This window comes from Microbulbifer maximicatervae (SeqCode) (assembly GCF_052467825.1).
The window spans coordinates 1,210,302-1,227,780 of sequence record NZ_CP174327.1; the positions used below are offsets into that span (position 1 = coordinate 1,210,302).

Sequence of the window (17,479 nt, forward strand, 5' to 3'; positions counted from 1 at the left end):
CCTCTTCATGAGTCCTTTCACCCCTTCTACCTCAAAGTGCAGCTTTTTAAGAGATTGCTTTATTTCTTCTCGACCTCATTAATTATTGGATTATGCTTGATGGAAACCCTCCCCTTTTCATCTATTTTGGCAATTGTTTTTGTTAGTAAGGCCCTACCACGCCTTAGCGCTAAGTGACATCTAACTTAAGGAGCACCTATAATAAGTATTATCTGGGCAAATTAATGTTTAATTATCTCCGCTCTTGAAAATAGAAACTGTGAGAAAATATTACCTATTTTGACCATTAACAATGAATCAATTTTCAACTAGAAAAATATCTGAAGAATAGAAACTTAGCCTTTATACCAACTTCTATATTTCAACAACTAGGCGGGATGGATCAGAACAATGACACTCAAAGAAATATCTCTCCTTATATTTGTCACTTCCCCCTCTTTATCTACTGCATGTGCGCCAATCATTCAAAAGAAGATCGCTATTCCCCCACTGTCTCCAGATAAAGAATTTACATACGTATACCCAAAACCTGAAAAAGATTATTTTATTCAGAAAATTGAAAATTCTAGTAATATCGCTATTGTTGAAATCCATGTTGATCATCATTACACCAACCATCCATACGACGCACAAACTGGCTTTATAGTTTTATATGGATGGGGAGATCCACAGCCTAAATTCATTAGCGTTCATCGGCAAGGATCAAGCTGTGGAAAACCGGAAAAAATAGAAGTAAACTCAAGATATGTAGCTATCTTTGAGAAAAATAAAAACCCAATACTAATCCCTCTTAAAGAGGCCGAAGAATCTATCAGGTTTCTTGGCAAGCCAGAATATATGCATACATCCGTTGGTCTTTTACCAAGAGAATTGTAACCACAAAAGAATACAACATGAAGAACTATATACTAGTTGGCACAGCCTCTTTAATGCTTATTTTATTCTCATCAATTTACAGCTTTCTATACGGAAAAGAAGGCAATGACAACATCCTCAATGAAGCCCGGGCACTAGCTCAAGAACATGCAACCAATGAATTAAAAAATAACAATTTAACCTTGATGGCAGAAAGCTACATGGGAAGCAAAATAGCGAATATCCCAGGTTTAGATGAAGAAAAATATCCAAACTGCTTATCCACTTTAGTAAGCTTGAAATTTTATAAAGACAATGCTGACTTTGAGCCTAATCTTACAGAACTTGAAAAAATTCAACAATTAAAATACACCCCAGAAAAATCGCGCCATTACGCTGTAACATTCAACGAAGTTAAACTTTCTGCAATAAGAAGGCACCCTGATATTAATTGTATTTTTTAAAGGTAAAAATCAGCTTAACAGTATTTTGAATCATTTCACTTCCCTTTCCTAATCATCTCAGCCTGTAACTTTTCGGCCAATACCATTTCAATCAAAAATATCAAGCGTAAGATAGATATTTAATTGGACCAACACCCTACCTACTGTAGAATGCGCGGCTTTTTGCACCTAAGCAGTGAACCACAAAAAAGTTATAGCTAAGTTTCAGAGGTATATATGCCAGCAGGGAAGCCGAATAAGAGTGTTCATTTTATTTATGGAAGTATCATTGCTCTTATTGTTTTGAGCTTTTGTTTTTTACTCTATAAAAGTGAAAGTAATGGTTCCCTACGGGTGAAAATAGGAAACAATGAGCTGGAACTACAAATTGATGATAACAACCAATCAGTTTCAATTCGAGCCTTACTCGATAAGCTGTTCCAAAATGAGGAAGCAAGTCGTGAATCCAAGGCCCTATTAAAGGAATTTGGTAATTTCTATTTGCCGACCGATCCTGAACTTATTGGAGAGATTGAAAAGCAGCCCGTCAAGTCGCTAGTCTCCCGACGTTTGCGGGAGCTTCTCTATGGGTTAAAGGGCCCCTTCGATCGACAAGCTCACAGCTACTACGATGTTGAAAGCTTGCAGGTTATCGACGCAATTAGCGGTCTGGAGTTTAACCATCCAGTGTCTAAAGGACTACGAGAAATGTTGATCTATAGACGTGGCCCCTTTGAAGAAAGATCCAAAGATGTACTGCTAAGCGTTCCCGCAGGCAATAGTATTCCATCAGGAAGAGCGGCATCCTGTCGCGGCAATGATTTTTTCAGGCGGGAAATTCGTATTTTTAATACTCAGCGAACAAATTCAATTTCCGTCTTTGTCAGCGGTAGTTTTCCTTGTACTGCTGACACCTCCAATGACATACATCGGCTAATTCAACTTTCCTATGCCGATATGAAGAACCTATTGGGAGATTCTCCAGTGGGAGCCAAAGAGCCCGCCCTTGCTGAGATCATGATGAATATCAATTAATTGGTGGAAGTTCAGCCGTCAGGCAGTTCATCCTCTCGCATTCATCCTTATTGCTGCTAACCTTGGGCCTGCAAAGGAATAAGAATAAAGGGAATCAAAGCATGGCCCAACCATTTCACCTTGAGCGTTTTGTGACGGCGCAAGAAAGCTCTTATGAAAGTGCCCTGAGTGAGTTGCATAGCGGCCATAAGCGCTCCCACTGGATGTGGTATATATTCCCCCAAATCTCCGGCCTGGGGCACAGCGCGACATCCGAACATTTTGCAATTAAAAACCTGGATGAAGCCCGGGCTTACCTGGAGCACCCTGTGCTCGGGCCCAGACTCAAAGAGTGCTGCAAGGAGTTATTGCAACTGAATAATTACTCCGCTTACCAGATATTCGGCTCACCGGATGATGTAAAACTTAAGTCATCCATGACGCTATTTTCTATCGCCGATCCCAAAGACAAGCTATTTGAAGAGGTGCTGGAAAAATACTATGAAGGACAGAAGGACCTTCGTACTTTCGAGATACTGAAAGTTCCTGTCCAACATTAGTTACCTGCAAGGGTGGAGCTTTTTTATGATCGGAAGGCTGGATGGCAATCATAATCTGAACCATTATATTGGCGTACAAACTGTAGTATCCATACTCACAGAATCTACCACTCTACCCATATTAAATTTTCCTCATCATTTTAAGCCAAGCCGATCAGCACCTCTTCCCCCCCTCCAAAGAAACTGTAAATCTACAGCCCACCTTAGAACTCTCTCCATTCGATTTCTAATTGTCTTTTAACAAGGCTATTCCTACTCCAGCCTTGGACTCTCAACTTTTCGAAATCACGATTTGATACTAATCAATACAACCTGGACTTGGTCAATGTCTATAATGGTAACGGCAAATAAAATCCAAAGTTCAGTCAAATTAGTGATTTTCTATGGCACGAAGAGTCCCCAAAAAAATTGTCTTTATTGGCTCCAGTTCTATCTATGGAAAAGGTGATACAGAACTAGGCGGATTTGTTCAACGATTCCGGTTTCGGTTCGAAGCTTTAGATCCCAATAATATAGTTTACGCTCTGGGAATATTCGGAGAGAACACGAACTCTTTAGCCATAAGACTTTCCCGAGAACTGCCTCCAAGAAGGCCACACTTAATCGGGATATATCCTGGTTTCAATGATATTTGCCGCATCGGGGGACCAAAGGCTGAGAATTCTGTAGCGCTGGACTCTTTCCGTCAAACAGTGCGACAGCTGTTACAAACGTCTAAAACCATCGCGCCGTCCTTCCTAATGACAGGCATTCCGTTCGATGAGCAACGAACTACTCCCTTTCGGAATAGTGATAGCTATTTCTATCAGGCTGATGCGAACCTTTATAACCAAGCTATGAAAGAATCTGCCACTGCCGAAATGATCCCCATACTGGAGTTTGACAATTTATGGCGAGATCAGGAATTTATTACCCTTCTCTCAGAGGATGGCCTCCATGCAAATTCCAAGGGACATCAATTACTGTATGAACAGACTTGGGATTTTATCTCTAAAAATTACTTTTAGTATTTCTACATATTTTTTAATCAGATAAATTATAAAAAATATAAAGACTGGAACGATATTAAATAATTTATATTTGTTTTTTCATATTATAAAGATCACCCATACTTTACATATGCCAATTTTTCTCTATTTCAAGCTTCCTTTAGATACATTAGAAGTAATTAAGATTTGAAGGTGAAATATTCTATGGCCTTATCCGCATTGGCAGAAGAGGGCAGAACTTTATTTGATACAATCCTGGAGAAATACTACGAAGGTCAAAAAGACCCTCGTACTCTGGAAATTCTAGTTATGCCGCAATAGAAACCGGGAACCCTCACTTAAGCCATCACTTTAACAGTCAGGCCGTTTGGGCGGCTTCCTCCTCCAGGTTGTCGCTGCCTAACAAGCGGTCCATCACCAGACAGGCTGTCAGATCCCCGGTCACATTGACTGCGGTACGACACATATCCAGAATCCGATCCACCCCCAGAATCAGCGCAATACCTTCCGGCGGGACACCAATACCGGCCAGAATTGTCGCCAGGATTACGATACCGACACCCGGCGTACTGGGAGAACCAATTGAAGCGCCAACGGTAGTCACTGTCAGCCCCACTAGCTGCGCGGTTGTCAGGTCGATTCCATATACCTGAGTTAAGAACACCGCAGCGATTACCTGATAGAGCGCCGTGCCATCCATATTCACAGTAGCGCCCAGGGGCACAATAAATTTGGCGATGGATGGTTTTACTCCCAGGGGACTTTCTGCAACTTTCATTGACAGCGGCATTACCGCAGCAGAGCTGGATGTGGAGAATGCCAGCAGCTGCACTCCGCTAATTCTCTGCAAAAATGTGATCGGGCCGACGGAGGTCACCAGGGAAACAATTATCAGGTAAAAACTGAGAAGAATAAGTAGTCCCAGAATCACGGTGCCCACATACACAGACATTCCCAGAATTGCAGTGAGGCCCACACGAATAGCAATATCTGCCAGGAGGCCAAATACGGCCAGGGGCGCAAACAGCATGGCCCAGCCAACCACTTTAAGTGCCACCTCCTGAATAATGCCAAAAGCGTATACCGCGGTTTCCCGCTGCTTTTGCGGCAACAGCATCACGGCAACACCAATAAAAATCGCGTAGACCACCAGCTGCAACATATTGCGCATGGCGATACTTTCGTTGAGGTTTGCGGGAATCAATTCAGCAATACGCTCGGGAAGCGGTTTGGACTCCATCACCTGGGGGGCACTCGCAACCTGTAACTCAGTGGCGGCGCTGAGCAGGGACTCATCGATATAGTCACCGGGTTGGATCAACTGGACCAGGATAATGCCGATAATCACCGCAACAGTGGTAGTGCCGACAAAGTAGGGAGCGATGCGCAGTCCGACACGTTTAAGCTGACTGACGTTCCCGCTGCCACTGAGCCCCAGGATGATTGAGGACATAATCAGCGGTATCACCACCATCTGGATCATATTCAGAAAGATGGAGCCCGGCAGCTTAAACCAGCTGGCCAATGCCGTACTGAGATCCTGGCTCACCAGCGCGGCCCCTTCAGGAGATAGCAGCAGGCCGACAGTTAGCCCCAGGATCATGGCGACCACTATCTGCATCCACAGGCGAGTGCGCACCAGCACACCGAGGGATTCCACCATTCGGATCAGATAGAAATTTGTACCATTGCTCATTGTTGGTATTCCGGATTACCTGAAATAGTTAGAGGCATTATCTCCCAAGGCCATTAAGGAAACCTGACGGTCAGATCAAGTCCTGGGCTTATAAGACAGTTATTCGACGCCATTTATTGATATCAATACCAAAAAGAGCGCTGAGACTCTCTTCGTCTTTCACTATTTGAAGCAACAATCGGGCCTGAGTTAACGCCTGGGTGGTCCGGGAGGTCCCCGGTGGGAGAAATCGCACTGGCTTTGATTGCCGGTCAGGGCACAACCTCTCTCCCCTTTTAGGCAATGCAAGATATCGTTTTCTGCAGCGAGGTTGGCGTGGTAGTGGTAGCCCAGGTCTGCAAACTCATGGCCACGACATTCATCCAGGTCACCGGGCTCGCGGCCATCGGCATTCTCCCGCGCATAGATCAGGTAGCCATCTATGGCGACACCGACAATCGCAGCATGACTTGCGGCAGACGGGTAGGCTTGGCTGCAACCCAGGGCAGCGTGGTAGTGATAGCCCACATGGGGGTTTACATGACCACCGCAGGCATCCACTGGCGCTAAGGTATGTGCACCTAAAATTGCACCGATGGGCGCGGCGATATCAAATTTAACCCCATTAAAAGCAACCCCATAGCCGGAAAAACCATCGGGATTCTGCTTTGACTTGGCCTTGGCCTTGGCAGGCTGTACGGGGATCAGGTAGCGGGTATGAAAATCCGGGCCCATATAGCTGGCCAGGCACTCCACGCAGTAATTGTTGTATTGCGGTGCCACATCAGGCCGCGCGGCCATCTCGCAAGCCTGCTTCGAATCGGTAACCTTTATCGCCCCAGTTTTAGGATCATATAGGCTCCATTTTGGATCAGAGAAAAAGGTCGCAGCATTTTTAACGAAAGGTCCATCAATCGGCACTATCTGCTGCTTGATAAACATCATGCCGCCAGACGTAATTGGGTCGACAACATTGCGTGGACACCAAGGCCCCATTTTATGCTTGGGCTCTGCCTTTACCACGATCATCCAGCATTGGGTCTTGCGCCCCTCAGAGAGGGTGCAATCCACTTTTTTAATTTCCTCAACCAGTGCGTCTTTGGCAAATAAGTGGGGGATACCCATTTGCTCGGTAAAATTGGTATGAGCGTAAACAGAAGCGCTTAAAAATATCAGCAGAAAAAATGCTACACGCATGGCGACCACTACCGGAACACTTGGAATGCTCAAGTTTAGCAGCGCTACCTCTCTTACTAACTGCTGGGAAATTGTTGTGCCAATAGGGTGCGAATCCACTTGTGCAATGGGTCCTGACTGCTGCGAGTATGCCAGGCGGCAATCACATCAAACCCCGGGGGCTGTTCGACAATAGGCAGTGTTTTTAGTCGGGGATCAGGCAACAGTCGCGAGGGCAAAAAGGCAACGGTATTGGTAGAGGCAATGCACTCGGCTGCGGCGGCAAAAGAGGGGACAGACAGCACCACATTGCGCTCCAAACCAAACTGCTCAAACCAACTATCCGCCATGCCCCGCAGATCCCCCCTGGAAGGTGATACCACCAGCTGTGGCAAAGCTGCCAACTCTTCCATTCCCAAGGGCTGACTGGCGCTGTGCGGCATTTCGGTGTGCTGGCAGCATACGCAGACGTAGCGCTCTCGATACAACAACATGCTGGGACTGTTATCCGGCACAAATCCCGGCGTGCTAAACACCAGATCCACTTCACCGGTTTGCAGTTGCTGGGCCATGCGATCAATCTCCAACTTAAGCACCACGACTTTTATATCCGGGGCCTGCTGACGCAGTTGCTTGAGGAGAACCGGCAGTACCACCCGCTGCTCAAAGTCTGTTGCACTGATGGTAAAGATGCCCCGATGCTGTGCCGGGTCAAATTCATCCGTACGCAGCAGCGCCGCGACATTATTCAGGATCTCATCCAATTTGGGAGCCAGGCGCTCGGCCAGGGGGGTGGGAATAACACCGTTGCTGGTGCGAATAAACAGCCGGTCATCGAAGATTTCCCGCAGGCGTTTCAATTGTTCACTGACCGTTTGCTGGCTCACACCCAGCTGGTCAGCCACCCGGGATAAGTTCAGTTCCCGCAAGATAGCGTTCATTAAGCGAAGTTGACGTAACTCCAGCCTCTCCAGTGGGTTCGCCCGATGATTTCTGCTCAAACCTGTATCACTCACAACTGTTACTTGGTTTTCATTGTATCCACGTAACCCTAGCATTGTGAGTAGATTGGCCCGTATGGCATCCACTTCGGTGGGGGGAGAGTTCACTATGCAAACCGCAGCCCGATCCTCCTTTCAGGATCAATTAGTTACAGCAATTATTCACTACGCTGATCCCAGTAGCGATCTGGTGTACGACAAGCGTTCAGAGGGCCCCGGGCCCGCCAATCTGGTCGAGAATGTTATTTCCCAGCAGGTTCACATCTACGATGGTCGCGCCCTGAAAACCGCCGGGGAGCGTTTTCGTCTCGATACCCAGGGATTTGAGCTTGTACGCCCTATGCTCGGCATAAACCTGCGCCAGCTGGATGATGCGCTACACGCGCTGGACCAACCCTCAGGGAGTAGCCCCAGCCCTGAGGAGCGCGACCAGTTGATTCGCACCCAATGGTATCCAGCTATTGAATCCTGGATAGGCGCTCACCTGGGTGCAGCAAAGGTACTGACCTTTGACCACACGTTACGAGCCCAACCATCGACTGATGCGGCACCGGAGCTGAGTCGCAGTCGCCGATCCCCGGTGAAATTGGTGCACAACGACTACACACCCTGGTCCGCAGAGCGCCAGCTAAAGGAAACCCTGGAGGCCCGGGGGTACAAGCCATCAGATTATCCGCGCTACCAGTTTATTAATCTCTGGCTGCCCCTATTGCGCCCGGTGCAGGAGTCACCGTTGGCAATGGTGGACCTGCGCACTGTCGCCGCCAGTGATTTCCACAATATGCGATTAATTTACCCAGAGCGAAAAGGGCAGATTTCGGTGTTGAGTTTCAACCCGGTTCACCGCTGGATTTGGTTTAGCGACATGCAGCCCGGCGAAGGCATTTTACTGCGAGTCTTCGATAGCCAGCACCGAGGCGATGTAACTGGTGTTCCCCACTGCGCTTTCGACCTGCCGGGAAGTGCAGGGGCACCACGCAGAACCAGCCTGGAAATTCGCACTATTGTCCTGTTTGACCAATAACACCAACGCTTTTAAGAAAACACCCGGCCACTCAATAAAGTGGCCGGATTGAGTGAGACCTCATTATGGAAAATATACTTCAATCGATTGATCCACTAACCGGAGAGGCCATCGGATCGCTACCTGTCAGCAAGCCCCAAGATATTCAGGACATGGTGGAGAAAGCCCACAAAGCGCAGCGAGTGTGGTCGAGTAAATCTCTTCAGGAGCGGGTACAACTACTTCAGCAGGCTTACACAAAACTGAATGCGGAAGAGAGAGAGCTGACACAACTTATCAGCCGTGAAATGGGCAAAGATGCCCGGCGTGCACAGTATGAAGCCGGCGGCGTAGTCCAAGGCGGTGCCTGGTTAGCGGGGGATGCCGGAGAGGCCCTGCGGGCAAAACGCAGTGGCGGTAGCGAAATTCAATATCGACCACTGGGCGTTGTTGCGGTTATCTCCCCCTGGAATTATCCACTTGCCATGGCCAATAACCTGGTTGTTCCCGCCCTGGTCGCCGGCAACGCTGTGATTTTAAAACCTTCAGAAGAATCGCCATTGGTCGCTGACTTATTGGTGAAAACACTCAATCAAACCTTGCCCCAGGACATTTTACAAATTGCTCACGGCGATGGCGCAACCGGTGAAGCCCTGGTGAAATCCCCCATCAATATGGTCGCCTTTACTGGATCGCGAACAACGGGCCAAAAAATTATGGCCAATGCCGCTCCGGCATTGAAACGCCTGGTTATGGAGTTGGGTGGCAATGACCCAATGATCGTGTTGCAGAGCGCCAATATTCCCCAGGCGGCACAATTTGCCGTTGGCTCCAGTTTTGAGAATTCAGGCCAGATGTGTACCTCCACAGAGCGTATTTATGTGGACGAAAAAATTGCCGATAAATTCGAAAATGCCGTGGTGGCATTGGCGAAGCAGTATCGTGTCGGCGGGTGGCAGGAGCCACAGGTGGATATCGGCCCCTTGGTTAATCACCGCCAACATCAAAAGGTAGTGGAGCATATCCACGATGCCCTGAATAAAGGCGCAAAGCTTCTTCTAGGGGAGCGCGATCCACAGGTGCCGTTTATTCCGCCCACAGTTATCAGCGGTATTCGACCGGGCATGCTGGTGGAAGATGATGAGACTTTTGGGCCTATCGTAGCCATCGACCGCTTTAGCTCAGTAGACGATGTGGTCGAGCGGGCCAATAACTCTGTTTACGGTCTTGGTGCGGTTGTGTTTGGTGAAAGCAAACAGGCCGAGCAAGTCGCCAGCCAGCTGCAAGCGGGAATGATTGGCATCAACCAGGGCGCCGGCGGCTCACCTTGGGTGGGCGCCAAGCAAAGTGGCTTTGGCTTCCACGGTGGAGCTGAAGGGCACCGGCAGTTTGCCCAAATTACCGTTTTAAACCGCTAAGTTTTTGAAAAATTTTCCAATAGAAGTACAGCAGATGTCCACGACTGAAAGTATTGATACTGTCACCCACTTGGATGACTTCTTTGTTATCGCTCGCGAACCCGGAGCAGAACACCCGGCTCTACCCACCTGGGCTACACGCAGTAAAAACCCGGCGGCGCTGGCCGAACAAGCACCGCAACCGGTTTCACGACGAGATATCGCCGAGGTACCCGGAGCCTTCCAATTGCTCAATGTCTTTTCCAAAGACGAATGCCAAGGGCTGATTGATATCACTGAAGCGGTGGGTTATTTACCGGATGCAGCCGTCTCCCTGCCCCGGGAGGTCCGCCATAACGACAACCTGACCTGGGTGGTTGACGAGGTTACAGAGCGGCAGATCTGGCAGCGATGCCGAGACCTGGCGCAGGACTTAAATGGTTACTTTGGTGGAAGAGAGGCTGTTGGCATAAATCGGCGTTTTCGCTTTTATCGCTATGGTGAGGGAGATTTCTTCCAGTTCCACACCGATGGCGCCTGGCCCGGTAGCCGCATTGACAACAACCAGTTGATCACCAATGGCTACCCCGATCGCTATAGTGAAATGACGTTTTTAGTACTGCTGAGTGAAGATTTTGAAGGTGGTGCAACCCGATTCAGGGTGAATGCAGATGACCCCCTAAAACAACCCAGTCGGGACTCTTTATTAGACATCGATGTCCGCACACCTGCCGGAGCCGTACTGTGCTTCCCCCATGGAATGCATCCCTTACACAGAATTCACAGCTCTACTCCAATCACCCGAGGAATCAAATATATTATTAGAACGGATATTCTCTTCCTGCAGGAATAAATTCTCCAAGACTTGTTAAAAGGGAAAAGATGCTTCGGCTCACATCGAAGTATTAAGTGCTCCAGGCGCTAGAATTCCATTCGATTTCTACCTTGGAGCACATTCAGTGGAATTGCTTAATTATCTGGATAAACACTTCCTAACTAAAGAGCAGCTTATTCAGGCTACTCAAATCAGCGAACTACAATTGCAGCGCTACCAGGATGAGGGTGTTATGCCAAAGCCCTCTTATAAGCTTAATATTCAATGGGAGTGTGAATCCTTTTTTGGACCCCACTCCGAAAAACAGGCAGTTGAGTACTTTGCAAAAGGCTACGCCAGCTGGATTGGTATCATAGAGGCTAAGCAAGACTTTAACTCTATTTATCAATGCTTTGCTAATCGATATATGGCTAAAATAGCTCAATTGCAAAATTTAAGATACGAATCAAGAAACCCAAAATTTTCATCCGGAATCTCTCAACATATCGAAGAGGAATGGCAACACTTTATTGAGGGGACTTATGGATTATGTACTCGCAGTGGCCTGCCAGAAGATATAGCAGCAAAGGAGCTGGCTAGCACAGAAATCAATGCACTCCTTGCTCAAGATAATTTAAACCAAAAACAAATACATCGGCTATATCGCTTTGTAGATCTTCTAGATGAAACCAGCGCATATTTTGCACCTCACGAAAGAAGTATAAGCTCAAGAACGAAGCTAATTGATATACCACGCCAGGAGTACAATTTAGGTTGTGCAATATAAATTTTTCTATACACCAATATCCCAGGGCAAATAATTATTCAATTACGGGGATAGGGTCCCCGATATACTCCGTAGAAGTTGCCCTCAGCAAAGGATGAGCTGTAAGTATTTTCCCCGAATACTCAACGGACGGTTTCAGGAATGGGCCAAAATCTTCTGTCAACTCCGTACAATTTAACCAGGACTCTACAAAATCTGGGCGATTGGGCGCAATCATGGGAAGTGACTTTTCATGGTAGCGCTTAGTGGCTGGGTGGGAGTCCAAAGTAATGATTGAGCAACTGAGTAAATTTCCCCAGATTTTATACAAACCACAAAAGAAAAAAGGTTCACCATAACTGAATTCTACCGGGTACTTGCCACCTTGGCTTTCCACCCAGGCGGTAGCGGGTATTAAGCAACGGGACTTGCGATATTCCGGTCTGGAGTCCAGTTTTTTCCAATTACTGTTGATGGACCAGTATTTTTTATGGGGCCGCCAAGTATCACCATACCTCTCAAGGTAGAGATGCCAAATGGCATTTTCTATTTCAGCAGCACCCTTCCGAGTAGTTATGATAGACACCTGCTGGGTGGGCCTCCGGCGTCTACCGTAAATCATATGTCCGGCACCCCGAATACCATAGGTATCGAGAAAGCGCTCCATACCCGCATGATCACTGACATCAAAGACACTACACACCCATAGCCTCCCACTTATCCCGCTGAACTGGTTTTTTCAGTATATTCGGACAGCCACCTTAAATTACTCTCGATCCCTCTCATCTGGCACAAGGTTAACTCCAATTCCTTGCGCAAATCCACTCCCACAGCAACAGAAAACCGACGTACGTACTTTTCATAGTTCAAAATACTAATCGCGTACATAGGGCGATTGTCATAACTGGATCGATAGCGGCAAATTCTTATGGGTTCATTATCAAAAACTATAACTCTGGGGCGCATAATTAAACACCTACAATACTGTACAAAAATACAGTATATCTTCATTTGACGTGAACCTGTCAAGGAAACAGAAGACTGACGTCACTGTCACCATTACACGAACGCAATACTTTCCTTAGGAATTCAACATAAATAATTGGCGCGCCAGCCACCAAACAAAAAAATAAATAAATCTAAAATTATGATATAAAACAGAAAATAAATTCCAATTATATATTACAAAAGCGGAATTAATTCCTATAAATTCGCAATTGGAACATAACGAATGTCATAGGAATACTCTCCACTTAAAAGGTACACATAATGAAAATACGTAACATTTACGCAACAGTTTTATTTTCAGGATTATTGAGTCCATTTTCTGTTTGGGCTATTGACTGTGGAGATATTATTACAACACCAACCACTCTGGATAGGGATTTGCTCTGTGTGATAACGGAACAAAATGAAGTCGCTTTAACCATAGAGGGTCCTAGTGGAAGCCTGAATATGGACGGCTTTCAGCTTACCTGTGATGATGAAGAGGCAACGGGGCAGGCCGGAATACTGTTAACTGGTATTGGAGCCCAGGTATATGGTGGGATCATTGCGGCCTGTCGAGACGGGGTCAATGCGGAAGGGGAAGGCTCACACAGTATTTATTCTATGGAAATCATTGATACGATATTCGATGCCATCTACATAGAATCCAATAACAGTATTGCCAGGGATAATATTATCACCAACAGCGATCGCGGCGATGGCATAGAATTAAATGGTAACACTAATACCGTAACTCGAAATACCATAACGGGTATTGATAACTCGGGCATTGAATTAAGAGGATCCTTTAACAATATTAGTTTTAATGAGATAAGTGGAAGTGGCAATCAGGGAATCGAAGTAAATGGGCAATTTACCAATGTCTTCTCTAATATAGTGACCAACGGATTAAATGATGGTATTGCCGTAGGGGAAGGAGATGAATCTGACAATGCTGATTTTTCTACCATCTCACTAAATAACGTCTCAGGAAATTCTGGTTTAGGTATTCCGATTAGGCTTTCCTCAAATACTCTAGTAACTCAAAATACCGTAGAGAGTAATGGCGAAGGAGGTATCGGTATCTTTGTTGAGGGTAGTGAATTTAACAAGATTGTTCGAAATACCTCTCTCAATAACTCACCTTACGATTTGGAAGATGATACCGATCCGGGCGATTGCAGCGGCACCAATACTTGGGTCTTTAACACGTTTACCGCAGCAGAACCTGCATGCCTGGATTAAAATATCTATTGAAAACAGTGGGTAGCGAAAATGTAAAGTGTCTCGCTACCCATTGCTATCTACCTAACGATCACTAATTGGCCGCTATTTAATCTTAGAAGATCTCTCTTCATCCCTAAGCGTTAGCACTTCATAACCGTCACCGGTTACCAAAATCGTATGCTCCCATTGAGCAGATAACTTTTTATCCTTAGTTACTACAGTCCAGCCATCTTTCTTAAGTTTAGTTTTACGATTTCCCTGATTGATCATGGGCTCAATGGTAAATGTCATTCCCTCCTGCAAAACTTCACCGGAACCAGGGCGCCCAAAGTGAAGAACCTGCGGGGCCTCGTGCATTTCCCGGCCAATACCATGACCACAATATTCCCGTACGACACTGAAGCCGTTGCGCTCGGTATGGCGCTGGATTGCATTGCCGATATCACCAAAAGTAACTCCCGGCTTTACCGTGGCAATACCGGCCCACATAGCTTCATAGCAGGTGGTTACCAGTTTTCTGGCAATAGGGGTCACGGTTCCGATGCTATACATTTTGCTGGAATCCGCAATATAGCCAGATTTCTCCAGGGTAATATCCACATTGATGATATCTCCCTCCCGCAGTAGCTGCTTATCACTCGGCATGCCGTGACAGACTACTTCATTGACTGAGGTGTTCAGGGCGTAGGGATAATCATATTGCCCCTTGCTGGCGGGGCGGGCATTGAGTTCATTGACAATAAATTCTTCTACCCGCTCATTAATTTGCATTGTCGAGACCCCCGGTTCAATAAAGGAGTCCAACATGGCAAATACACGGCTCAACAATTGACCCGATTGGCGCATTAACTCCTGCTCATCAGGAGTCTTTATTTTTATTTCACTCACGTGTCAGCTCTTCCAGGGTTAATGCCTGATTGCGCAGCAACTTCTTACACAAGTCGCTGTAGCTTAATTCCGGGTTCAGCTCCGCCAGCATCCCAATCTTGATCCAGTACTCCGCCTGGGAATTAATTGAACGGGCCATCACCGTACTGGCCTTGCGAATCTCATCGTGTAGCTCATCGGATATCTTGACGATGCCCATAACTATTACCTTGATATGCTTTATATACAAATTGTATACGTTACATATAAAAGCGCAAAATAGATATACAGAATATTAATATGCAACTTATTGCATAGCTCGATAGGGGGCGCTATGGTTGAGGAATAAAAACAATAGTGGCGAGGCCATCATGACAGAGACCCCTGAGAAGAAGCGCAGTGCCCCAAAACCAAGCCGGCTGCGTATTGGTCGGCGCTATCGCCCGAGCCGCCTGGAAGGCAATTACGACGCCATTATCATCGGCTCAGGCATTGGCGGTCTGACTTGTGCTGCGATGCTCAGTGCCATGGGCAAGAAAGCACTTGTCCTTGAGCAACACTACACTGCCGGGGGATACACCCACGCCTATGACCGCAATGGTTATGAGTGGGATGTCGGCGTCCACTATATCGGCGATGTGGGCGAACACCCCACCATGACCCGCAAGATCTTCGACTTTATTTCCAATAACCAGTTGCACTGGGCGCCAATGGACAGCACCTATGACCGCATCTGTATTGGCGATAAACAATACGACCTGAAAGCCGGCCGCCAGCAATTTATCGATGAGTTGGTCAGCCACTTCCCCGATGAGCGCGCGAATATCGAGGAGTACCTGCAACGGCTGAATGTAGTTGCCAAAGCCATGCAGCGACTGGCAATGGAAAAAATGCTGCCCTCCTGGTGTGGGCCTTTTATTCGCCTGTGGAGAAAGCTGCGCGAACCCGCCTGGCTCAATAAAACCACCCGCGAAGTTCTCAGTGGAATCACCAGCAATGAAAAGCTGATCTCTGTGCTGACAGGGCAGTGGGGTGATAATGGCATGACCCCATCCGAGGGCAGCTTTATTATTCACGCCCTGATCGCCAAGCATTATCTCTATGGCGGTTACTATCCTGTCGGCGGCGCCAGCAAAATCTCCGAAACGATTATTCCCCAAATCCAGGCCAGTGGTGGAGATGTATTTACCTATGCCAAGGTGGAAACCATCCTGATGAATGGGGATCAGGTTCGCGGTGTAAGAATGTCCGACGGACATGAAATCGAAGCGCCATTAGTTGTCTCCGGCGCAGGGGTATTTAATACCTTCGAGAAGCTGTTACCGCGCAGCACCAGTGAGCGCATGGGATATATCCGCGACCTGGACACCGTCAACCGCTCCATGTCTCACCTGTGTCTGTATATTGGCTTGGAAAAAACTGCGGAAGAATTAAACCTGCCCAAGACTAATTACTGGATCTATTCCAGCGATCAGTACGAAGAGGATATGCAGGCCTTTATCGACGATCAGGATAAGGAAATACCGTTAGTCTATATTTCGTTCCCGTCTGCGAAAGACCCCACCTTTACCCAGCGCTACCCGGGCCGCGCCACTATCGAAATTGTGGCACCGGCCAACTACGATTGGTTTGCCCAGTGGCACGACAAGCCTTGGGGCAAGCGGGGAGATGATTACGAGGACCTGAAGGAGGCATTTAGCCAGCGCCTGCTGGAGCATTTGTATAAGCACATGCCGCAGTTGCGTGGGGAAATCGATTACTACGAGCTTTCAACCCCGTTATCCACGGATTATTTCTGCTTCTACCCACGGGGAGAGATCTACGGACTGGATCACGATCCCAACCGCTTTGAGCAATCCTGGCTGAGACCCAAAAGCCGGGTCAAAGGGCTCTACCTTACAGGGCAGGATGTGATGAGCTGCGGCGTAGCCGGTGCAATGATCTCCGGTATGCTCACAGCGCAGAGTATTATTGGATTGCGTCAAACTGGAAAATTAATGAAGAAAATATTTTCCAACCAAGCCCCAAAGGCGCCGGTAAATTCCAGTGAGGAATTGGGTAATGCCTCTAGCTGAGACACTATCCTAAGCTAGCTCTTCACCTGCAAGCTGTTCGGGGTTAGCGCCTCGGCAGTTTGCTGGGAACACGATCAAAATTTAGTACCCGGATCATCAGGCGGCGGTTCTCCCGCTTGCCTTTCTCTGTCTCATTATCCGCAATCGGATCAGTATCGCCGTAGCCCTGGGCTTCCATACGGTCAGCGGAGACGCCCCGCTCTATCAGGAAATGCTTTACCCAATCCGCTCTACGCTGGGACAGGCTGAGATTCTTCTTCGCATCGCCGCCACTGTCTGTATGCCCCTCAATGGAGATTCGCATCTCTGAAAAATCGCGCATGATCACCAGCAAGGCTTCCAGATCGGCAATGGTTTCTATGCGGGGGGCAAAACCGCCGGGATCGAACTCCAGGCGCAGGCGGAATGTGTCCCCGATGGACCGGTTATTTCCCCGTAAAAACCTCACCAGCTCATCGGCAAAGGGGGCCGCTGCTCGGGCAGTCTTCTCACTGTCACCTGACTGTATTCCATCGACAGGTTCGAGCGTATATTTCTTTGGGGATTCGGACTGGTCACAGCCCACCAGAGTAAAGGCCAATAAGAATAGGCAACTGGCAGACAAGAATTTACCCGCCATAGGTACAGCTT

Annotated in this window: 20 protein-coding genes; 12 read left to right on the forward strand and 8 right to left on the reverse strand. The window is 47.4% G+C overall.

The window, feature by feature from the left end; all coding sequences use genetic code 11:
• The first annotated feature begins 390 nt into the window (after positions 1 to 390).
• The 6 genes from ACJJII_RS05400 (at position 391) to ACJJII_RS05425 (ending at position 4,182) form a co-directional block, all read left to right on the forward strand.
• Positions 391 to 876 (forward strand): hypothetical protein, encoded by a 486-nt coding sequence (locus ACJJII_RS05400; RefSeq protein ID WP_444918553.1) that lies wholly within the window; start codon positions 391 to 393, stop codon positions 874 to 876.
• A gap of 17 nt (positions 877 to 893) precedes the next feature.
• Positions 894 to 1,319 (forward strand): hypothetical protein, encoded by a 426-nt coding sequence (locus ACJJII_RS05405; protein ID WP_444918554.1) that lies wholly within the window; start codon positions 894 to 896, stop codon positions 1,317 to 1,319.
• A 333-nt stretch (positions 1,320 to 1,652) separates the two neighbouring features.
• On the forward strand, positions 1,653 to 2,333 hold the full coding sequence (locus ACJJII_RS05410; protein ID WP_444918555.1) for a hypothetical protein: 681 nt from the start codon (positions 1,653 to 1,655) through the stop codon (positions 2,331 to 2,333).
• Between the two features lie 101 nt (positions 2,334 to 2,434).
• Positions 2,435 to 2,872: a DUF1810 domain-containing protein gene (locus ACJJII_RS05415; RefSeq protein WP_413663762.1), complete on the forward strand. Its 438-nt coding sequence runs from the start codon at positions 2,435 to 2,437 to the stop codon at positions 2,870 to 2,872.
• Positions 2,873 to 3,255: 383 nt separating this feature from the next.
• Entirely contained in the window at positions 3,256 to 3,879 is a 624-nt protein-coding gene (locus ACJJII_RS05420) for a GDSL-type esterase/lipase family protein (RefSeq protein ID WP_444918556.1), read from the forward strand.
• A 174-nt stretch (positions 3,880 to 4,053) separates the two neighbouring features.
• On the forward strand, positions 4,054 to 4,182 hold the full coding sequence (locus ACJJII_RS05425) for a DUF1810 family protein (RefSeq protein ID WP_444918557.1): 129 nt from the start codon (positions 4,054 to 4,056) through the stop codon (positions 4,180 to 4,182).
• Between the two features lie 37 nt (positions 4,183 to 4,219).
• On the opposite strand, the gene ACJJII_RS05430 is transcribed toward ACJJII_RS05425, so the two are convergent.
• From ACJJII_RS05430 to ACJJII_RS05440, 3 genes are all read right to left on the reverse strand, one after another.
• A complete protein-coding gene (locus ACJJII_RS05430) occupies positions 4,220 to 5,557 on the reverse strand; it encodes a dicarboxylate/amino acid:cation symporter (RefSeq protein ID WP_444918558.1) in 1,338 nt (445 codons plus the stop codon).
• Positions 5,558 to 5,746: 189 nt separating this feature from the next.
• Positions 5,747 to 6,832 carry a YHYH protein gene (locus ACJJII_RS05435; protein WP_444918559.1) on the reverse strand — a complete coding sequence of 362 codons (1,086 nt, stop codon included), beginning with the start codon at positions 6,830 to 6,832 and terminating at the stop codon, positions 5,747 to 5,749.
• Positions 6,790 to 7,821, reverse strand: a complete 1,032-nt coding sequence (locus tag ACJJII_RS05440) for a LysR family transcriptional regulator (protein WP_444918560.1) — start codon at positions 7,819 to 7,821, stop codon at positions 6,790 to 6,792. Before ACJJII_RS05440 ends, ACJJII_RS05435 begins: the two co-directional genes overlap by 43 nt.
• A gap of 1 nt (position 7,822) precedes the next feature.
• Between ACJJII_RS05440 and ACJJII_RS05445 the strand changes: the two genes are divergently transcribed.
• From ACJJII_RS05445 to ACJJII_RS05460, 4 genes are all read left to right on the forward strand, one after another.
• Positions 7,823 to 8,737, forward strand: a complete 915-nt coding sequence (locus ACJJII_RS05445; RefSeq protein ID WP_444895713.1) for a CmcJ/NvfI family oxidoreductase — start codon at positions 7,823 to 7,825, stop codon at positions 8,735 to 8,737.
• Positions 8,738 to 8,802: 65 nt separating this feature from the next.
• Positions 8,803 to 10,134, forward strand: a complete 1,332-nt coding sequence (locus ACJJII_RS05450) for an aldehyde dehydrogenase family protein (RefSeq protein WP_444918561.1) — start codon at positions 8,803 to 8,805, stop codon at positions 10,132 to 10,134.
• A 34-nt stretch (positions 10,135 to 10,168) separates the two neighbouring features.
• On the forward strand, positions 10,169 to 10,966 hold the full coding sequence (locus ACJJII_RS05455; RefSeq protein ID WP_444895711.1) for a prolyl hydroxylase family protein: 798 nt from the start codon (positions 10,169 to 10,171) through the stop codon (positions 10,964 to 10,966).
• Between the two features lie 106 nt (positions 10,967 to 11,072).
• Positions 11,073 to 11,714 carry a DUF6058 family natural product biosynthesis protein gene (locus tag ACJJII_RS05460; RefSeq protein ID WP_444918562.1) on the forward strand — a complete coding sequence of 214 codons (642 nt, stop codon included), beginning with the start codon at positions 11,073 to 11,075 and terminating at the stop codon, positions 11,712 to 11,714.
• 34 nt (positions 11,715 to 11,748) lie between these two features.
• Here ACJJII_RS05460 and ACJJII_RS05465 read toward each other — a convergent pair whose 3' ends face one another.
• Positions 11,749 to 12,396, reverse strand: coding sequence for an SOS response-associated peptidase family protein (locus tag ACJJII_RS05465; RefSeq protein ID WP_444918563.1), 648 nt, complete (start codon positions 12,394 to 12,396; stop codon positions 11,749 to 11,751).
• Positions 12,397 to 12,410: 14 nt separating this feature from the next.
• A complete protein-coding gene (locus ACJJII_RS05470) occupies positions 12,411 to 12,659 on the reverse strand; it encodes a hypothetical protein (RefSeq protein ID WP_444918564.1) in 249 nt (82 codons plus the stop codon).
• Between the two features lie 303 nt (positions 12,660 to 12,962).
• Between ACJJII_RS05470 and ACJJII_RS05475 the strand changes: the two genes are divergently transcribed.
• Positions 12,963 to 13,925 carry a right-handed parallel beta-helix repeat-containing protein gene (locus ACJJII_RS05475; protein ID WP_444895708.1) on the forward strand — a complete coding sequence of 321 codons (963 nt, stop codon included), beginning with the start codon at positions 12,963 to 12,965 and terminating at the stop codon, positions 13,923 to 13,925.
• Between the two features lie 84 nt (positions 13,926 to 14,009).
• Here ACJJII_RS05475 and map read toward each other — a convergent pair whose 3' ends face one another.
• Together map and ACJJII_RS05485 are read right to left on the reverse strand one after the other, a co-directional pair.
• Positions 14,010 to 14,795, reverse strand: a complete 786-nt coding sequence (map, locus tag ACJJII_RS05480) for a type I methionyl aminopeptidase (protein WP_444892341.1) — start codon at positions 14,793 to 14,795, stop codon at positions 14,010 to 14,012.
• Positions 14,788 to 14,994 (reverse strand): ParD-like family protein, encoded by a 207-nt coding sequence (locus tag ACJJII_RS05485; RefSeq protein ID WP_413663773.1) that lies wholly within the window; start codon positions 14,992 to 14,994, stop codon positions 14,788 to 14,790. The genes map and ACJJII_RS05485 overlap by 8 nt, the downstream gene beginning before the upstream one ends.
• Positions 14,995 to 15,145: 151 nt before the next feature.
• Here ACJJII_RS05485 and ACJJII_RS05490 point away from each other — a divergent pair, with 151 nt between their 5' ends.
• A complete protein-coding gene (locus tag ACJJII_RS05490; RefSeq protein ID WP_413663774.1) occupies positions 15,146 to 16,849 on the forward strand; it encodes a phytoene desaturase family protein in 1,704 nt (567 codons plus the stop codon).
• A gap of 43 nt (positions 16,850 to 16,892) precedes the next feature.
• Here ACJJII_RS05490 and ACJJII_RS05495 read toward each other — a convergent pair whose 3' ends face one another.
• Positions 16,893 to 17,468, reverse strand: a complete 576-nt coding sequence (locus ACJJII_RS05495) for an OmpA family protein (protein WP_444906891.1) — start codon at positions 17,466 to 17,468, stop codon at positions 16,893 to 16,895.
• Between the last annotated feature and the right edge of the window lie 11 nt (positions 17,469 to 17,479).

Excerpts from the sequence above, each read along its gene's own strand:
- ACJJII_RS05400 (WP_444918553.1), top strand. The coding sequence starts at position 391 with ATGACACTCAAAGAAATATCTCTCCTTATATTTGTCACTTCCCCCTCT.
- ACJJII_RS05405 (WP_444918554.1), top strand. The coding sequence starts at position 894 with ATGAAGAACTATATACTAGTTGGCACAGCCTCTTTAATGCTTATTTTA.
- ACJJII_RS05415 (WP_413663762.1), top strand. The coding sequence starts at position 2,435 with ATGGCCCAACCATTTCACCTTGAGCGTTTTGTGACGGCGCAAGAAAGC.
- ACJJII_RS05420 (WP_444918556.1), top strand. The coding sequence starts at position 3,256 with ATGGCACGAAGAGTCCCCAAAAAAATTGTCTTTATTGGCTCCAGTTCT.
- ACJJII_RS05430 (WP_444918558.1), bottom strand. The coding sequence starts at position 5,557 with ATGAGCAATGGTACAAATTTCTATCTGATCCGAATGGTGGAATCCCTC.
- ACJJII_RS05445 (WP_444895713.1), top strand. The coding sequence starts at position 7,823 with ATGCAAACCGCAGCCCGATCCTCCTTTCAGGATCAATTAGTTACAGCA.
- ACJJII_RS05450 (WP_444918561.1), top strand. The coding sequence starts at position 8,803 with ATGGAAAATATACTTCAATCGATTGATCCACTAACCGGAGAGGCCATC.
- ACJJII_RS05455 (WP_444895711.1), top strand. The coding sequence starts at position 10,169 with ATGTCCACGACTGAAAGTATTGATACTGTCACCCACTTGGATGACTTC.
- ACJJII_RS05470 (WP_444918564.1), bottom strand. The coding sequence starts at position 12,659 with ATGCGCCCCAGAGTTATAGTTTTTGATAATGAACCCATAAGAATTTGC.
- ACJJII_RS05475 (WP_444895708.1), top strand. The coding sequence starts at position 12,963 with ATGAAAATACGTAACATTTACGCAACAGTTTTATTTTCAGGATTATTG.
- ACJJII_RS05485 (WP_413663773.1), bottom strand. The coding sequence starts at position 14,994 with ATGGGCATCGTCAAGATATCCGATGAGCTACACGATGAGATTCGCAAG.
- ACJJII_RS05490 (WP_413663774.1), top strand. The coding sequence starts at position 15,146 with ATGACAGAGACCCCTGAGAAGAAGCGCAGTGCCCCAAAACCAAGCCGG.
- ACJJII_RS05495 (WP_444906891.1), bottom strand. The coding sequence starts at position 17,468 with ATGGCGGGTAAATTCTTGTCTGCCAGTTGCCTATTCTTATTGGCCTTT.